The following is a 17,434-nucleotide window of genomic DNA, read 5'->3' as shown; positions in this document are numbered from 1 at the left end:
TCAGGAGGAATCCATAATGAATAGTCAGGATGTTAAGAACGCCATATCCGGCGCGCTTGTTATCGATAAACCCGTAGGCATGACGTCTCACGATGTCGTCCAAGCCATACGAAATGGAACCAATTTACGCCGGGCTGGGCACACCGGTACGCTCGACCCGCGAGCCTCTGGCGTGCTTGTCATTTTAGTGGGACCCGCCGTGCGTTTGAGCGAATATGTTTCCGCATCAGACAAACGCTATCAAGCCATTATCCGTTTAGGCGGCACCACCGATACCTATGACGCCGAAGGGAAATTCACCCCCACCAAAGATCCTTCCAATATCACTGAAGCTGAATTTGAAGAAGCACTTAATACATTCGTTGGTGAAATAGAACAGACTCCCCCGCCGTATTCCGCCGTAAAGGTTCAGGGGCGCAAAGCCTACGAAATCGCCCGCAAAGGCGAAGAGGTCGAGTTGGAACCGCGCACCATCACCGTCCACCACCTCGAAGTCCTCGAATGGACCCCGCCCGAAGTGGTCATTGATGTACATTGTTCATCGGGCACCTATGTGCGTTCATTGGCAAACGATCTTGGAAAAAAATTAGGCTGTGGCGCATATCTGGTTGGCTTGCGCCGCACCAAGAGCGGCAAGTTCACCCTGCGTGATGCCGTGCCTCTGCGCAAATTGCAAGAAGCCTTTACCGCGGGCAACTGGTATCAATACCTCATTCCCGCCGCTGAGGCACTCGGTGACTGGTATGCCATTGAACTCAGCCCCGATGAAGTGGAAGCTGTGCGGCACGGTCATCGTGTGAAGGCAAAGCCCGCCGATGCCGCCCAGGAAAAAGTACGCGGTGTCAGTACTCAGGGTGAGTTGGTCGCGCTGATGACCCGCATGGAAAACGCAGAAGACGGCTCCATTGAATGGCAGCCAAAGAAAGTTTTCTTCACGTCTGATTAAAATTTTTCTCTCGTAAATGTGACCCGCAAAAGAGCATTTACCACACAGGATGATAAAATAAAGCCGCCGTCAAAGGCGGCTTTATTTTTTATGCAACATTACCATTCCCTCGAAGAAGTCTCTCTCAAAGATTCATGGCTAACGATCGGCGTGTTCGACGGTGTACACCGTGGACATTGTGAGATCATCCAAAAGCTGGTGCAAGAGGCACATGCCAAAAATGCGCCTGCCGCAGTGCTGACCTTTCATCCCCACCCTGCCACGGTTTTAACCGGCAAGGAGATGCGCTGCCTGACCACTCCCGATGAACGTGCCGAGCTGCTCGCCTCACTCGGCGTGGATGCGGTCATCACTCAGCGCTTCACCCGGGACCTGTCCACTATGCCTGCCCATGAATATATGTCTCAACTGAAAACGCATCTTGGGCTCTCGCACCTGCTCATTGGCTATGATTTCGCCCTGGGCAAGGGACGCGAAGGCAACGCGCCGCGTTTGGCTGAGATCGGTTCAGAGCTGGGTTACAGTGTCGAGGTCGTGCCAGCCCTGGGCGATGAAAGCGGCGTGATCTCATCCACTGAGATTCGCAAGCTGGTCTCCACCGGAAACATGACCGAAGCCGCGAAGCTTCTCGGCTATCCTTACTCCATGAGTGGAGAGGTTATTCACGGTGCGGGGCGCGGCAAAACCATCAACTTCCCCACCGCGAACGTGGATTATCCCAAAGAGAAAGCCGCTCCGCCAAATGGCATCTACGCCTGCTGGGCAAAACTTGGCAATGAACGCTTTATGGCTGCGACCAATATCGGTTTAAACCCAACCTTTACTCCGGAACGACAGATTCCCAGCCTCGAAGCGTATCTGCTGGATTTTGACCGCGATATTTACGGTGAAGTGATGACGTTGGAATTTGTTACACGGCTGAGGGAGGAGATCCGCTATACAACCGTGGAGGCGCTCATTACCCAGATCCATGACGATGTGCGTCAGACCCGCTTGATCTTGAGCAGGCCCCGCTAAGTTACACCGCACCCAAAGAGGAGGGTACTTTTTAATGAGAAACCGCGCAGGTATTATCTTGATCCATGAAGGCAGGCTCGCGCTGATCGAACGGCACCGGCAGGGACGGCATTATTTTGCCTTTCCCGGCGGCGGCGTAGACCAAGGCGAAACGGATGAGCAAGCCGCCGTCCGTGAGGCGGAGGAAGAACTTGGCATTCGCGTGGAGATCGTGCAAAAAGCAGCCACCATTTTGCGCGAAGGCAAGCGCGATCAAGTCTATTTTGTTGTTAACTGGATGAGTGGGGATTTCGGCACTGGCACTGGCGAGGAATATGGGGAATACAACCCCATGCATGGAACGTACAACCCCGTTTGGATGCCCTTGGATGAAATTTTGAAGAAGAACGTAGTGCCGAAAGCACTCGCCGAGTTGACGTTCAAATCACAACATGAAGGCTGGGGAAAAAGCGCGGTCATTCATGAAGAAGTTAATCGAAAGTAAAAGGAGAGCCCCATGCCAAATGTAAAATTTGACCGTTTCTATCGTTATGCAGATATGACCCGCATTCTCAAAGCATATGCAAAGGAATACCCGAACCTTATCCGCTTGGAATCGATCGGCAAAAGCCACGAAGGCAGGGATGTCTGGTTGTTACGAATGACCAACTTCAAAAACGGGAGCGATACAGAGAAGCCCGCGCTCTGGGTGGATGCAAACCTGCACGCCTCCGAAGTGACCGGCTCCACAGCGGCACTGTATCTCATTCATGACCTGGTGACACGCTATGGCAATGATGAACAAGTTACACGCGCGCTCAATAGCCGTACCTTTTACATCGTGCCATGCGTCAACCCTGATGGCGCCGAATGGGCGCTGGCAGATCGCCCCAAAGAAATTCGCTCAAGTACACGTCCTTACCCTTATGTTGAAAATGCCATCGAAGGCATGGAGGCAGGGGAAGATGTAGACGGTGACGGACGTATTTTACAGATGCGCATCAAAGACCCGAACGGCGCTTGGAAGGTCCACCCCGACCATCCGCGTTTGATGATACGACGTGACCCGGTGGAAGTGGGCGGCGAATATTACCGCGTGCTCACCGAAGGGTTCATGAAAAATTACGATGGCATCACCATCAAAGTCAACCCGCCGAGGGAAGGGCTCGACTTGAACCGCAACTTCCCGGCAAATTGGCGTACTGAGTCAGAACAGTACGGCGCGGGTGACTTCCCCACCAGTGAGCCGGAGGCGCTCAACCTTGTGCGCTTCATCTTTGAGAACCGCAACATCACCGGCACTATTTCATATCACACCTTCAGTGGTGTGCTCTTGCGCGGTATGCCAGAAAAACCCGATGATGAGCAGATCCCTGAAGATATCTGGACACTCCAAAAGATCGGCTCAAAAGGACGAGAGATCACCGGCTACCCGGATATTTCCATGTTCCATGAATTTCGTTATCACCCCAAACAGGTCACCACGGGTGCATTCGATGAGTGGGCATACGAACATCGCGGCATCTACGCATGGACGGTTGAGTTCTGGAACCCGGTTAAAGAGGCGGGCATCGAAGACGCGAAATATATCGATTGGTATCGTGAACACCCGCTCGAAGACGATCTCAAAATGTTGCGCTGGAATGACACCATCCTGGATGGCAAAGGCTATGTGGATTGGTATGAGTTCAACCATCCGCAACTGGGCAAACTGGAAATGGGAGGCTGGGACTTCCTGCATGTGTGGTCGAATGTGCCGTCGGAATTTTTGGAAAGAGAGATCAGCCGCTTTCCCGATTGGATCGTCTGGCACGCTCTGATCGCGCCTGAGCTTGGTCTGCGCGACGTGAGCGTCACCCCGCTGGGAGCGGATACGTATAACATTCGCCTTGTAGTAGAAAACCGCGGCTGGCTGCCCACATACGTTTCAAAAAAGGCATTGGAACGCAAGGTCTCACGCGGTGTGATGTGTGAAATTCAACTGCCCAAAGGCGCAAAGCTGATCGCGGGCAAAGAACGCGAAGAACCTGGTGAGCTCGAAGGCAGAGCGCAAATCCCTGCTTCTTTTATTTTTGATCCAGGGTATGGCACATCAGACCGGGCAAAAGTGGAATGGATCGTGAAAGCAAAAAAGGGGACAAAGGTTAAACTTTCTGCAAAGCATGAACGCGCTGGCGTGGTTCGAGCTCAGGTGGAATTAAAATAACTTCTGCTGCCTCCCCTCCAAAAGACTTTATCTAATTCAAAAGCCCCTCTCCAAAAAGAGAGGGGCTTTTGCGTTAATAGCAGCAAGAATTTATTAGATTTCTTGTAAAAGTCTATTTTTCATCCTGCTCAAGGCGGCGTCCTCGCCGCCGGGGACTGCGGCGAGAGCACTTATGCAAGAGGTCTATTACATTACCTATATCTTCACCCGCCACATTTCCATTGCCGCATCATAACCGCGAATCTCGCCATTAAAACGGGAAACAGAATTTGGCATAGCATTCTTCTCAAGGAATTCGATCACTTCCGGGTCGTTGCGGATATCACCAGAAAGGATCAGTTCTCCGCCTGCCGAAAAGTGCGGCAAACGCGCCGCAATATTCACTGTGGAGCCAAAGTAATCCAGCCGATCATTTAGATTCACCACAATGCATGGACCATGATGTACGCCCACTTTGATCGTCAATGGAGGGATGCCGCGTGCAGATAGCTCCCGCTGCACATTCCAGATCGCCCGCACCGCCGAAACAGGCTTACGGAAAGCCGCCATGACCGCATCGCCCATTGTTTTGACGATGGCACCTTCTTCATTGGCGACTGCCTGTTCCACAATATCAAAATGTTCGCGCACTTTCCCAAAAGCAGTTGCATCACCGATCTCACGATACATCTTGGTGGAATTTCTCAGGTCGGTAAACATCAACGTCATCGAACCGACGGAGACCTCCTCCCCCACCCGCAAGACTTCGCTGGAAAAGAGATCGCGGAACACTTGCAGCGTGGTCACATCCGCCGCAGTCGCCGCCTGGTCAGACCAGGTCACTCGTTCCAATTGAAAGTTCTGAGTAAAGTCTGTATCGTTAAGCAAACGGATCGTTGGAGTCAACCCAATGGACAGGAAATCGCTTGTCCAGCCGACCGCATCGGCATGAAAATCCATTTGAGCAGGACCGGTTGATGCGGCGGTCAGAACTTGCGAACCCTCCAAAGAAGAAGCAGAAAGACGATAACGCCCTTCACTAAGGATCGTCTTGAACGGTAATTCTTCGCGTGGCGGCACGACCAGGGAGAAAACGATATGCGGCTGGCGCTGCGGACTGCCCACGCAGAATTCCACCGAAGCATCCACCTGCCGAATGGATGAATTAGGGCGGAAGATCACTTCCACATTATGGTCAAAGTTCACATCGAAATTGATCTGACAGGTATCGCAGTGTGATTGCCCGCGAACATCGCCAAGTCGTTTATGATCTTCTGCCACGCCGCGGCATTCGGGGCAAAGCAGATCCCAATACATGTCCAAGATACCTTCACGTGTCGCATGCAGGAACGTTTCGAGCACGGCACGGCGCGGCAAATTCCAGCCATCTGCCAGCGCATACGGACGCATGCGCTGAATGGAAAGGTCATCGGCTTGCTGAAAGTATTCATATAATCGCTCAAGTGTCTGGCGGTCGCCGCCTTTTAGGCGTTCTTTGAGGCTGCGATAGCGCAGGCTTCCGTTCGAGTTGAGATTCCGCCCGGGCGCAGCGGCAAGCCTCATGTCGGGGTTTGAGGCGAGACGATCATAAGATTGAAAAGCAGCACCGAATTGTCTTGCGCTGAAGATCCCAATTCCCAACGGAATGGCAATATCTCCGAGGATGTTACGAGCCGTTGCCCAAACCTCATAGACAAGATGCGTACCCGAAGGATCGCGCCGTTCGAGGCGGCAATCCACACGCATCTCCAAAAGTGGACCCGTTTGATAGCGGCGCAAAATTCCAAAACGATAGGGATACGTCCACTCGAAGGGTTCTTCATCCCAAATGATATTGATCAGCGGTAATTGGAACTTAACGCGTTTGACGCGGTTCTGTATCCCCAACAATTGCATCGGCGGCAAGCCGGTATCACGATTAAAGCGGTTTGTATCGGAAACAAGGTTCCACAGGGCTTCAGGTGAAGCGTTTAGATCCCATTCCCAAGTATAGTGATATTGGTTCGTCATTTTTATTAGACCAGTAAATTGGGCTAATTTTACCTTTCAATCCTCCCTAAAGCATTACAGACGAATAAGAATTCTGCTACAGCGAGATCAACCCCAACTCAATTCCGCGCTTCACGGCTTCGGTGCGCCCCGCTGCTCCCAACTTGGCATACAACGCCGAAAGATGGAACTTGACCGTATGCTCGCTGATCCCCAATGCCAGCGCGATCTGTTTATTGGCAAGCCCTTCTGCCATTTGCTGGAGGACTTCCTTCTCCCGCGCCGTTAGCGGTTCTGGCAGTGACTCTTCTCCCAAACTTTCTCCGCCCTTTGGCAACCGCATCAATCCCTCAACCAGACCGGGCACGCCCACCCATAGCCCTTCTGCCACTGCAGCAATACCTGCCGCCAATTCATCTCCGCTTGCATCGGTTGAAAGCACACCCCATGCACGAATGCCGAATGAAAGCGCCTGTCGTACAGGCTCAATATCCTCCGTTAAAAAGAGGATGCCGAAATTCGTATCTTGCATGCCATGCACAGAAGAAACCGAGGCGAGCACTGCCACCTCGGTTTCACGTTCATTCACATCGGAAAGGCGAGACGCCTCCCCCACCACCTGGATATTTGGATGCGCAGTTAGCATTTCGCGCAAACCCATCCGCAACGCATGGCTGGGTGAGACAATGGTTACACGGATCAAAAATTTTCCTTTCCAGCGCAATTCATTTTCACGGAGAACACAAAACTCTGTGTTCTCCGTGATCTCTTTGGTGAACTCTTTTCGTTCTAACGTTCTCCAACCACCACACTGATGGACTGTAAGGTACCGCCGCGTAAAACGTCCATGGGCGTGGGCTTGCCAACTACATCACCACTCAGCCGTGTGAATAGTTCATCGTGATGTTCCACTGCAACGCCTGCCACACCAACCAGAATGTCGCCAATGATCAATCCAGCTTTTTCAGCGGGGCTGTCTTTTTCGATGCCGACGATCAGCAAGCCGGTCTCCTGCTCGCGTTTCAGCTGGCTGCGTCCTTCGACCGGCAGGTTCACAGTCTGGCTGCGAACCCCGATGAAGCCGCGTTTGATCTTGCCATGTTTAATAAGGGTTTCTGCAATGCTCCAGGCAGCGTCTGCCGGAATGGTAATGGCTTCGCCACCCATGCCAAAGCCGGAGGTGTTAATGCCGTAGGCTTCTCCATCTCCATTAACGAGCGGTCCACCGGAAAAGCCCGGATAGGAAACCACATCGGTCTTGATGAATTTCTCCAACATGCCGCCGCGTCCGGTGCGGACGGGTCCGCCAATCTTGTTGATCGTGCCAAAGCTGGATTCAATTCCATCTGCTGAAGGACGCCCAAGCGCCAACACGAACTGCCCCACTCGTGCAGGGGTCCTGGCGATCTGTGCTGGTGTGGCAGCGGCGGAGTCCAATTTTAAAACCGCCAGATCCGTTCCCGGGTCCCGGCCAGCGAGGCGTGCTGTTACTTCACTTCCGTCCCCAAGCAAGATCTTGATATTCTCTTCACGCTCCACGACATGCCCCGCAGTGAGGACAGTATCCTTTGCAAAAGCAATGCCGCTGGCGGGCATACGGCGGCGCGCATCCACCAACACGGTGTAACTGCCAGCCTTTTCGGCAGCATTCGCCATGGCTTCAGAAAGTTCGGTGAACATATTTTTACTCATCGGTTATAACTCCTTTACACATCATTCTAGCGTCCGTAGACCGGGAGTGTATCGGTAATTCGAGCGGTTCGGTACTGGACATTCGGGTAGGTCTGACTAGCGGCTTCTTGCCTTCTGTTCGAGCGGCAAGAGGGCGGCAAATATTTTTTCCTGCGTGGGGGTCGGTACGCCAAGGGCTTTGCCCATGCGGATCACCGCTCCAGTCTGTTCGTTCAATTCGGAGGGGCGCCCTGCCATAACATCCTTTTGCATGGATGCGGTCATTTGCGCGGGCAGGTTGTCAATGCGCTGCATGGTCGCTTCTACAAAATTTTCAGCAATGGCTGCCCCACGCGCACGGGCAACAGCGGATGTTTCGTTCATGGCATTAATAAGCATGGCACGCGCTTGCGGGTCGCTGCGATATTCACCAGTGGTCAGGCGTGTAAAAGACCCAACCCCGCTCGTACCAGAGATGAAGATGAATTTTTCCCACATGGCGGTTTGAATATCGTTTGGAATTTCAGCCGTAATACCGCTGACCGAACTAAAGATGTGGTGAAGGGTTTGGATACGTTCACTTTCAGAGTTATCCCATTCACCATAGGCAATATAAGGCTGGATGCCTACATGACCGATCCGCCCTGGAGCGGCGATCACAGCACTGATGCGGCATAACCCGCCCAAGACATGCTTTGAGCCAAACATATCCAGCAGGGTATCCATGTGTTCCATGCCGTTCAATAATGGGAGGATCATGGTATGTTCTGCCATCATCGCTCTCAACTGCGGAATCACCTCTGTCAACTGCCAGGCTTTAACGGCAAGTACGATCAAGTCTGCAATGCCAATGGATGACGGAGAATCAGTAGCTTTTACAGGGTGGACTATAAAATCTCCATTGATGGATTCCACATATAAACCAGAGTCTCGCAGCGCCGCCAGATGTTCTCCGCGGGCAATGAAGGTTACATCTTCCCCATTATTTGCAAGGCGTCCGCCAAAATACCCGCCAACGCCGCCGGTTCCAAAGATCACTATTTTCATAAATGATTCCAGTTTCTATTTAAAGGATTTACAATATCGGTTGTCTATTTAAGTATATCCTACCCACAGGAACATCCAAATGAGCCCATCCAACAAGATCATCACCACTGAGCGGTTGCTCTTGCGTCTTTTCACCACGGCTGACCGTGAGGCTCTCTTTCAAGTCACTCAAGAACCCAATATTCTGCAATACTTTCCTACGAAAACCGCATGGAGCATGGAAAAAGTGGACCGGAGCATCCAATATCAAACCGAACATTGGGATAAACACAGCTACGGTCAGATGGCAGTAACCCTGCGTGAGACAGGTCAACTCATGGGTTGGTGCGGGTTGGAATTTCTGCCGGATACCAATGAAACCGAAGTCGGGTATTTGTTAAGTGGTATCTTTTGGGGCAAGGGCTATGCCACTGAAGCAGCAAAAGCGTCGGTACAGTTTGGCATAAGTGAGATCAAGCTGTCTGAGATCATTGGGCTAACCGATCCATTAAATATTGCATCTCAGCGCGTATTAGAAAAATGCGGGTTAACCTTCACCCGCAGACAAGCCTATTTCGGGATGGAAATGTTCCGGTTTGCCCTGCAGGCTTGAGCGGAGAAAGAAGCGAAATAAAAAAGGTCGGATGAGTAATCTCATCCGACCTTTAGTTTAAATTCGATCAAGCAGGGATAGGTTCAGCTTTTTTCAGTTCATCGTGGTCAGGCAACAAAGTCTCCGCGTTATGAATAGCTGGCACAAAATACCCAAGCAAACCAACCAGTACACAGGCAAGTCCGCTGAAAAAAATGATCAAGCCCATCCCTGCACCAGGTCCCGTGCCGACCAACCCACCGAACATTTGAGAAAGAGATGTCGTTGTGCGCATCTGCGGTTCAATGAGGTAATCAGCCAGTGTTCCGGCAATGATGGGGGCAATAGGCTGGGCAAGCCAGGCGATCAAACGCCGTGCCGAGAAAACTCGCCCCTGCACATCCGGCGCAACCTTCGCCTGCCAAATGGACTGATTGGATGTATTGATCAGAGCTCCGATCACCGAAAGAATGACCATGCCGCTGATCCAGATGGGCAAGCCTCCTGCCAAGCCAAGAACGGCCGCCCCCACCCCAGAGATCGCCCAGCCTGCAAGCACACCGTGTACGCGGCGCTTGAAGCCGCCCCACGCGCTCATGATAACGCCGCCGACCACACCTGCAATTGCTCCTGCCGTCTGTACCGAACCCAGCATCAAACTGTTATTATCCGAACGGGAAAGTACCATTGGCGCAACCAACGTGAACATGATTCCTGAAAAAAGGTTTCCAGCAAAAAAGATCAATTGCAACCCCAACAAACTGGGGCGTGCAAATATATATTTGAAACCATACGCGGCTTCCTTCAACATACTGCCTTCACCTTGGGCGCCTTCTTCAGTCCGCACTGGTTGTGGGATATGCACCATCATCAACGCGCCAACGGCAAGAATGAATGTTGCAACATCAATGGCAAGGATGCCGGTCAACCCGATGAATGGCAGCAGCGCTCCCGCCAGCATGGGAGCCAGCACGCCGGGTCCCGCCTCGATCAGCGACATCATGCCATTGGCACGCCCATACTGTTCCTTCGGCACCATCGTGGAAATGGCGGCAGAGTACGCGGGCCACTGAAAGGACATGCCCAACCCATAAATGACACTGGCAACATACATATGCCAGAATTCAAGGATACCCATCCATTGAAAGATGAGGATCAACACCGTGGCAAAGCCTGCTGCGAGATCGCTGACCATCATCATCAATTTCCGGTTGTGACGATCCACCATCACACCGGCAATGGGCGAGATCAAAAGGAATGGGGTAATGAAAAAGACTTGCATCAAACCGAGCGCAGTGGCACTTTGGGTTTGCTCGAACATCCAAATGGTGAGCGCAAATTGACTCATCGAGCTAGCCAGCACAGAAACGATCTGCCCAAGCCATACAACTGTAAAGCCGAACATTCCACTTGGGCGATTTGTATTTGCTTCCTGCATGAATACTCCTTGAGGTGGTTATTTAAAGCTGCCGCCTTTCGTTCATCAACCTCTTTGAATCGAAATTCATTAATGCAAAGCGCGCAAAGGCGCAAAAAAACATTATGGTTCCTTTGCGACTCCGCGCCTTTGCGTTAAAACATAGGGCAGCTTTGATTAGTTAATAGTGCGGAGCGCAAGATCACGATCTCGCGCTCCAGTAAGCTATAGCATCAATTTATGGACTAAATTTAAGGCTGGGAACATCTCTCACTCTCCTTTTGTTCAGTGAAACCATGAACTTACTCAACAAAGATCTCAACGTGTTCGCCATCTTCTTCATCGGTCACGTCAATGATCTTTCCGGTCACACCCATACGCAGAGCTTCCATCACATTGCTCATATCCACGCCCTGCACTTCAGGGGCAAAGTGCGCACCGATCTTGAGACCGGCATCCACCAGCGCAAGCGGAATTTGAACGGAGGCTTTGGAGCGCCCGGTACGCGTATCCGTTACGCGGACTCTCAGCATGCGCGCTCCGCCAGCCGAGGGCGGGCGCGGCGGCGAGGGAAGTCCTCTGCGCGAATCGCTCAGCGCAGAAAGCAGCTTCGCGCCTTCCTCCGCGCTGATCTTGCCCTCTTCGATCAATTTTAGGATCTTCATTCTTTCTTCGGCATTTGCCATGTTCCATTTCTCCTTTCGCCGTTGGATTCAATTACTTATTTTATCCCGCCGCGATGGGAACGCTCTCATCAATCGGCTTATCCGCATCGACTGGCTCGGCGGAATCAGGAAGTTTGAATTTTAACCATATCGGGATCACCGATAACAAGATCACGATCGCTGTGATCGTAAACGGAGCCTTGGGTCCGATTCGATCCCACAATTGTGCGCCGATCCACGGGGCAGGCAAAGAAAAAACGCCCAAACTCGTGCTGAACAAACCGAATGCCAACCCGCGCAGCTTCTGAGGAACCGCCTTGCTAATTAACGACTGATACGCCGGACCCGAGATTCCCGCCCCCAACCCAGCCACAGCCCAGCCAACAAAGAACAACCACTGGTATTCAACACCCTGCGGAATATTGACCAGGATGAATAAAGCCAAAGAGAGCAGCACCATGCCCAACGCAATGCTAACGCGCTCCCCTGCCTTATCAGAAAGCCAGCCGCCAGGAATGGTACTCAGCATCATAAAAACGCCAAACATCGAAGTCACCCACCCGATCTGTTGGTAATTCAGCCCGCCAGATTCCTGCATATACACCGGGAAAAGATTCCCCGAAAATTGAAAAGAAACATCGCGCAATCCATCGGTGATCAACATCCAGGTGATCAAGCCGCCAGACAAAAGCAGACCGATCATTGAACCAAGATTGCTCTTCAAATCATTGAATGACAGTTTCTTGTGCTCACCGTTCGCTTTCTCACCTTTAACAGCCTCACGCGCCATACTTAAACGCATAACCGTAGCAATAAAGTAGAACGCGCCCGCCACAAGCAACATCAATTTAAATCCATATGCGCCCGTCAGCCAGCCGCCCAGGGGAGGTCCCACGACCATCACGATCATAAAGATCGCCTGAGAAATTCCATAAACTCTCCCCCGATTCTGCTCACTGGAATGTTCGGCTATGAACGCGTCAAAACTGGGTCCTACAAGTGAACGCGCGATCGCGCCAATGGCTGTTGCCAAAAGAAGCCACTGCCATTTATCCGCAAGCACAAGTGGAATGTACCCTAAAACACCAAATACACTTCCGATCGCAATGGCGCGCAAACGCCCAAGAGAGTCTGAAACCCAACCGCCCAGGATCTGCAAAAATAAAGGGACGATCTGAGCCAGCGTAAAGAACAGTCCGATCTGTGTAATATCTGCGTCCAGATCCTTCAGATAAAGCGGCAACAAACCGTCATACATACTCCCGCCAACGTTCGCAAATACCATCGCCGCCAGGAACAGGATCAACACACCACTCAATAAAGGTTGTTTCTTAATGGTTTCCATTCTCATCCTATAAAGACTTGCACCCGTTCGCCGTCATCGCCATCGTCCACATGCACGATCAACGGGTCTTTAATATCCTTCGCCATCGCGATCACCTGCACCACATCGTCTACATTCGTATTCTTCAACCCGTCAATGTAGCCGCCAAAAGTCCGAATGAACCATGCCGCAAACCCAAGCGGAAGCGGGAATGCCAGAGAGATATTGCGCGGTCCATCCTGATCCCTTGAGCGCGTTCGATCCACATTCACATACAACCAACGCGATGTACTGCTGCCCGCCCCCAATGCGATCAACAAAATACCGAAGGTCAGCGGCATTCCCATGCAATAAAACCAAAAATTCAAACCCGAATTTTGTTGAATGCCAAACATGCCCCATGCAGTCAGAACCGTGACCAGAATACCGATCCACAGGAAAGCGCCGGAAAAACGTCGTGCTCTGCGACGGACTTCATCAATCTCCGGCGCATCGCTTCTCTCCCCGCTCATGGCTGGTCCAGCATCAATAACCTCCGACTCCGCTGCAGCCGATTCTTCCAGCGCGCGCATCAACGCCGCCGCACCTTCTGCATCGACCTTTCCATCTGCCACCATTTGCAGGATCTTCCTGCGTTCTTCAGAAGACATTATGAGCCTCCTTCCAATGCTGATAAAAGTTTTTCTGCATCTTCTGCACTGATCTTCTTTTCTTGAAGCATCTTCAAGATCGCCAGACGCTCTTCATCTGAAACCGCTGATCTTGGCGTAACAGGCACACCCTTGGGTGCAAAATCCCAACTCCAACGCCCGATCTCAAGCCCTCCTTTGAACTTTCCAGAACGACGCCCGGCATCACGGACTTTATTCTCTGCGCGGCGGATCACTTCATCTGCTTTGCGTTGCGCACGCGAGGCAGCCTGCTCCACACGCCGCGAGATACGCTCGTCAAACCCAGACCAATCCATTCCCATACCGGCAAAGTTACCGAAATCTTCAGCTGAATCGCCCGCATCAGACCGGTTGGAAATGCGGATATCTCCGCCCGCGCTCAACGTCACTGGGGCCGCACCGTTCCCCAAAGTCAATACGCGATTGGTGGCATCTTCATCGTTCTCCACCTCAGCCCAATCGACATCGATCTCATCGGCACTAAGGGTCAGGGTCGCATTTGCCTTGGGAGGCATCACTAATAGAATGTCATCACCTGCATGCACAGTGTAGCTATTACCCGGCTGCGGATTAAGATACATCACCACATCTTCCCCTACATTGGCGCTTACACTTCCACGCACATCACGCAGGGCAAGGTCATCGGAAACAGACTCGATCAGAACACTGCCATCCACATCGCGAATGGACACGTCCGCTTTTGCCTGGCGGATGGACAAGTTCCCTTTCGCACCGCGCAGGCTAAAGTCCGCGTGAACCGCTTCGATCGCCACGGAATTTACATCGCGCATTGAAAGGTCACCGCCCACATCCTTTAGGTCGATCTGCCCCATCACCCCGCGGATCGAGGCATCGCCGCCAATGCTCGCGAGTAGCACATTTGCGCCTTTCGGCACACGAATAGACAGGTCATCATCGCAGGAAATACGAACCCTGTCACCGTCTTGTTGAACATGCAATTCATCTTCATCGGTCTTAAGAAGAATGTCGTCACCTTCCCAACCGACGAGGCTAAGGTCACCGCCAACAGAGTCGATCTCGATCGTTGGGGTTCGCCCTGCAGAAATAGTTTTCGACATGACTTATTCCTCCTCACCGCGTAAAATACGCATAGCTTGATCAACAGTGATCTTTCCAGCATGAAGGTCATCCAAAGCATTACTGCGGGCGGCTTCATCAACTTCCGGCGCTTCATCTCTGCCGGGCTCGAACCCAAGTTTGCGGATCACTTCATGCAAGCGATTACGAATGGTCGGGTAGGAAAGCCCCAACTCCTGCTCCATGCGATTGATCTTGCCTTCGCAGCGGACAAAGGTAAAAACGAATTCCATTTGTTCGGGAGAGAGATTAGAAAACTGCCCCAGAGCAAAGCGACCCTCAAGTGAGGTATCACAACTGGAGCAGTGCAAACGGATGACTTCCAATTCAGATTGACAGATCGGGCAACGGGTTGGTGCAGGTCGCATAATAGACATCTCCGATTTATAATGGGATGGATTTGATTTTTTAAGTAAGAAATTGATATATTCAAGACCATACTTCAGAAAATCAATAAGTTTTTCTCTATTTCTAATAAAATTATACTCATTAAATAAGTTTTGTCAATAACTATTTCAATAAAATTGAGGCGCAAATAAAGATTATTGATTTTCGCTTCAAAATTTCACAAAAATACCTATTGGAGGCACACTTTGATTCGCACTCTATATTACAAACCCGGAAAGCCCATCCGTACCGACATCTCCCCCACTGAATTCTCTAAACTCATCCGCGACCGAAAAGGCGTGTTATGGGTAGATTTCATCGGCGAGCCGGAAGAAAAAGCCGAACCCATTTTGCGCAGCTTTGGCTTCCACCCCCTGGCTATTGATGATGCCTTGCAAGAAACCCACACCGCCAAAATAGACGATTGGGGAGACCATCTTTACATGGTATTTAATATCCTGAATTACAAACATGAACATGGTGTCTTTGAGTCAGAGATCGACGAGCTAGATATTTTCCTTGGGCAAAATTACATCATCACCTTTCATGATCAATTGCTCACCGCCGTGGAAGATGCCTGGGTCGCCTGCCAGCGCGATATACGCCACATACAAGACGGCGCCGATCACCTGCTTTATCGCATCGTCGACTCCCTGGTCATGAGCTACATGCCCCTTGTTGAACAGATCGACACTCAAATCGACCAAATTGAAGACCAAATCTTCGATCGCCCCAAACGGGAAATCCTGGAACAGATATTCACGCTCAAACGCATCCTTCTTACCATGAGGCGGATCCTGCTCCCGCAGCGTGAAGTGCTAAATAAACTGGCACGAGACGATTACCGCGTCATCGATCCGAAAGACCGCATTTTCTTCCGCGATATTTACGACCATCTCGTCCGCCTGCATGACCTCAACGAAAGCCTGCGCGACCTTGTCAGCGGCGCGATGGAGACGTATCTCTCCGTGACCAACAACCGCATGAACGAGATCATGAAGGTACTAACCATTATTACCACCTTCTTTATGCCTATTACCTTCATTACCGGCTTTTTCGGCATGAATTTCTTCGAACCCGTCGCCCACCTGGTCGGCTGGACCAGCCAACAAGTTTTCACTGCCACAATGGCAAGCATACTGGGGCTGCCACTTCTCATGTATTTTTGGATGCGTGGGCGCACCTGGGTCTAACCCGGGTTTCTACCTCGAAAATCCTTGACACAGAACAGGCGTTCGGTTATCATTCCTAGCACAAATGAGCGAATAATGCTCAGTACCTACGCCAGACCACTGGCAGGAGGCTTGAAATGATGATGGTCCGAAAAAGCAAGGGAATTGGCGAGCGCCACCAGAAAATTCTGGATTTTATCGCGTCCTATCAACGCGAGCATAAGCACCCCCCTTCAATCCGTGAGATCGGAGAACATTGCGATATCTCCTCCACCTCGGTGGTGAATTACTATCTTGACCAGTTGGAAAAAGAAGGCTTGCTTGAGCGTGACCGCAAGATTTCACGCGGCATGCGCTTGGTGAACAACAGCCCGCTTGGCGACATGCTCCGTGTCCCAGTGTTGGGCGTCATTCAAGCCGGTGAGCCCATTCCGATCCCCGCCTCTGACTTTAACCCCTTCACCGCAGAAGACACAGTGGACATTGCCACTTCTCTGATGCCCGCCAAAGAAAAGGGCAAGGATCTGTTCGCCTTGAACGTTCAGGGAGACTCCATGATCGACGCCATGATCAACGACGGCGACATTGTAGTTCTCAAACCTACCCAGGAAGCTCGTAACGGTGAAATGGTGGCAGTCTGGCTTTCCGACAAGAACGAAACCACCCTTAAATATTTCTACAAAGAAAAGGATGGGTATCGTCTCCAACCCGCCAACCCCACCATGAAGCCGATCATGATCAAAAAGAACGAACCACTGGAGATCAAAGGGAAAGTGGTAATGGTCATTCGCAAAATGGAACGCATGGCTGCGTAAGCGGTCTAGATTAAAACAAAAAAGAAGCGGTGTACACCGCTTCTTTTTTGTTTTAATGGTGTATTATATTTAATAAGTCTTTATTGGTACAAAGAAAAGAGGTAAACCATGTACGGAACTATAGCTCGATTTCGTGTCAAAAAAGATGTGAACAAGGATCATTTCAAGAAAAGAATGGATGAATTCGACTCATCTCAGATTCCAGGGTGGATAGCAGATTACATTTTTCAAACAAATGCAGACTCCAACGAATACTTTCTAGTTGCGATCTTTACTGACAAGGAGTCCTATCAGGCAAATGCCAACTCCCCATCACAACACGAGCGCTACCTGATCTTCCGCTCCTTCCTCGAAGAAGACCCGGAATGGAACGACGGAACCATTGTCTCTGCCACCGGACCTGGAAAAATTTAAATAGGTGTTAAGAACAAAAAGGACCACCCGAATTCGGGTGGTCCTTTTTGTTTGTTCCTGAAAAAA

The 17,434-nt window shown here is 51.2% G+C and carries 18 protein-coding genes; 8 read left to right on the top strand and 10 right to left on the bottom strand.

Annotation, left to right across the window (positions count from 1 at the left end; all coding sequences use genetic code 11):
* Positions 1–16: 16 nt before the first annotated feature.
* The 4 genes from truB to IPG80_RS08400 all read left to right on the top strand — a co-directional run bounded on the left by truB (position 17) and on the right by IPG80_RS08400 (position 4,148).
* On the top strand, positions 17–946 hold the full coding sequence (gene truB / locus IPG80_RS08415) for a tRNA pseudouridine(55) synthase TruB (RefSeq protein ID WP_345105134.1): 930 nt from the start codon (positions 17–19) through the stop codon (positions 944–946).
* A 90-nt stretch (positions 947–1,036) separates the two neighbouring features.
* Positions 1,037–1,963, top strand: a complete 927-nt coding sequence (locus IPG80_RS08410) for a bifunctional riboflavin kinase/FAD synthetase (RefSeq protein WP_345105131.1) — start codon at positions 1,037–1,039, stop codon at positions 1,961–1,963.
* A 34-nt stretch (positions 1,964–1,997) separates the two neighbouring features.
* Positions 1,998–2,447 (top strand): NUDIX domain-containing protein, encoded by a 450-nt coding sequence (locus IPG80_RS08405; RefSeq protein ID WP_345105128.1) that lies wholly within the window; start codon positions 1,998–2,000, stop codon positions 2,445–2,447.
* A gap of 12 nt (positions 2,448–2,459) precedes the next feature.
* Positions 2,460–4,148, top strand: a complete 1,689-nt coding sequence (locus tag IPG80_RS08400; protein ID WP_345105126.1) for a M14 family metallopeptidase — start codon at positions 2,460–2,462, stop codon at positions 4,146–4,148.
* 195 nt (positions 4,149–4,343) lie between these two features.
* Here IPG80_RS08400 and IPG80_RS08395 read toward each other — a convergent pair whose 3' ends face one another.
* The 4 genes from IPG80_RS08395 to IPG80_RS08380 form a co-directional block, all read right to left on the bottom strand.
* On the bottom strand, positions 4,344–6,137 hold the full coding sequence (locus IPG80_RS08395) for a DUF5939 domain-containing protein (protein WP_345105124.1): 1,794 nt from the start codon (positions 6,135–6,137) through the stop codon (positions 4,344–4,346).
* Between the two features lie 76 nt (positions 6,138–6,213).
* Positions 6,214–6,819 carry a response regulator transcription factor gene (locus IPG80_RS08390; protein WP_345105122.1) on the bottom strand — a complete coding sequence of 202 codons (606 nt, stop codon included), beginning with the start codon at positions 6,817–6,819 and terminating at the stop codon, positions 6,214–6,216.
* Between the two features lie 86 nt (positions 6,820–6,905).
* Positions 6,906–7,808, bottom strand: coding sequence for a trypsin-like peptidase domain-containing protein (locus IPG80_RS08385; RefSeq protein WP_345105120.1), 903 nt, complete (start codon positions 7,806–7,808; stop codon positions 6,906–6,908).
* A 96-nt stretch (positions 7,809–7,904) separates the two neighbouring features.
* Positions 7,905–8,834 carry a 2-dehydropantoate 2-reductase gene (locus tag IPG80_RS08380; RefSeq protein ID WP_345105118.1) on the bottom strand — a complete coding sequence of 310 codons (930 nt, stop codon included), beginning with the start codon at positions 8,832–8,834 and terminating at the stop codon, positions 7,905–7,907.
* Positions 8,835–8,913: 79 nt separating this feature from the next.
* On the opposite strand from IPG80_RS08380, the gene IPG80_RS08375 reads away from it, so the two are divergent.
* Positions 8,914–9,426, top strand: coding sequence for a GNAT family N-acetyltransferase (locus tag IPG80_RS08375; protein ID WP_345105116.1), 513 nt, complete (start codon positions 8,914–8,916; stop codon positions 9,424–9,426).
* Between the two features lie 67 nt (positions 9,427–9,493).
* Here IPG80_RS08375 and IPG80_RS08370 read toward each other — a convergent pair whose 3' ends face one another.
* From IPG80_RS08370 to IPG80_RS08345, 6 genes are all read right to left on the bottom strand, one after another.
* The gene (locus IPG80_RS08370) at positions 9,494–10,843 is read right to left on the bottom strand and encodes an MFS transporter (protein ID WP_345105114.1); all 1,350 of its coding nucleotides are present in this window, start codon (positions 10,841–10,843) and stop codon (positions 9,494–9,496) included.
* A 281-nt stretch (positions 10,844–11,124) separates the two neighbouring features.
* Positions 11,125–11,508: a hypothetical protein gene (locus IPG80_RS08365; RefSeq protein ID WP_345105112.1), complete on the bottom strand. Its 384-nt coding sequence runs from the start codon at positions 11,506–11,508 to the stop codon at positions 11,125–11,127.
* 40 nt (positions 11,509–11,548) lie between these two features.
* Complete coding sequence (locus IPG80_RS08360) at positions 11,549–12,832, bottom strand: MFS transporter (RefSeq protein ID WP_345105110.1); 1,284 nt, start codon at positions 12,830–12,832, stop codon at positions 11,549–11,551.
* A gap of 2 nt (positions 12,833–12,834) precedes the next feature.
* Entirely contained in the window at positions 12,835–13,461 is a 627-nt protein-coding gene (locus IPG80_RS08355; protein ID WP_345105107.1) for a hypothetical protein, read from the bottom strand.
* A complete protein-coding gene (locus IPG80_RS08350; protein ID WP_345105105.1) occupies positions 13,461–14,561 on the bottom strand; it encodes a DUF4097 family beta strand repeat-containing protein in 1,101 nt (366 codons plus the stop codon). Before IPG80_RS08350 ends, IPG80_RS08355 begins: the two co-directional genes overlap by 1 nt.
* Before the next feature lie 3 nt (positions 14,562–14,564).
* Complete coding sequence (locus IPG80_RS08345) at positions 14,565–14,948, bottom strand: DUF2089 domain-containing protein (protein ID WP_345105102.1); 384 nt, start codon at positions 14,946–14,948, stop codon at positions 14,565–14,567.
* 225 nt (positions 14,949–15,173) lie between these two features.
* On the opposite strand from IPG80_RS08345, the gene corA reads away from it, so the two are divergent.
* The 3 genes from corA to IPG80_RS08330 all read left to right on the top strand — a co-directional run bounded on the left by corA (position 15,174) and on the right by IPG80_RS08330 (position 17,368).
* Entirely contained in the window at positions 15,174–16,160 is a 987-nt protein-coding gene (gene corA, locus IPG80_RS08340; protein ID WP_345105100.1) for a magnesium/cobalt transporter CorA, read from the top strand.
* A 116-nt stretch (positions 16,161–16,276) separates the two neighbouring features.
* Positions 16,277–16,954, top strand: coding sequence for a transcriptional repressor LexA (gene lexA / locus IPG80_RS08335; protein WP_345105098.1), 678 nt, complete (start codon positions 16,277–16,279; stop codon positions 16,952–16,954).
* A 108-nt stretch (positions 16,955–17,062) separates the two neighbouring features.
* Entirely contained in the window at positions 17,063–17,368 is a 306-nt protein-coding gene (locus tag IPG80_RS08330) for an antibiotic biosynthesis monooxygenase (RefSeq protein WP_345105095.1), read from the top strand.
* The last annotated feature ends 66 nt before the right edge of the window (positions 17,369–17,434 follow it).

Origin of the sequence: Candidatus Villigracilis vicinus (assembly GCF_016702885.1) — a bacterium.
GTDB classification, from domain to species: Bacteria; Chloroflexota; Anaerolineae; order Anaerolineales; family Villigracilaceae; genus Villigracilis; species Villigracilis vicinus.
This window is presented reverse-complemented; position numbering and strand designations above follow the sequence as displayed.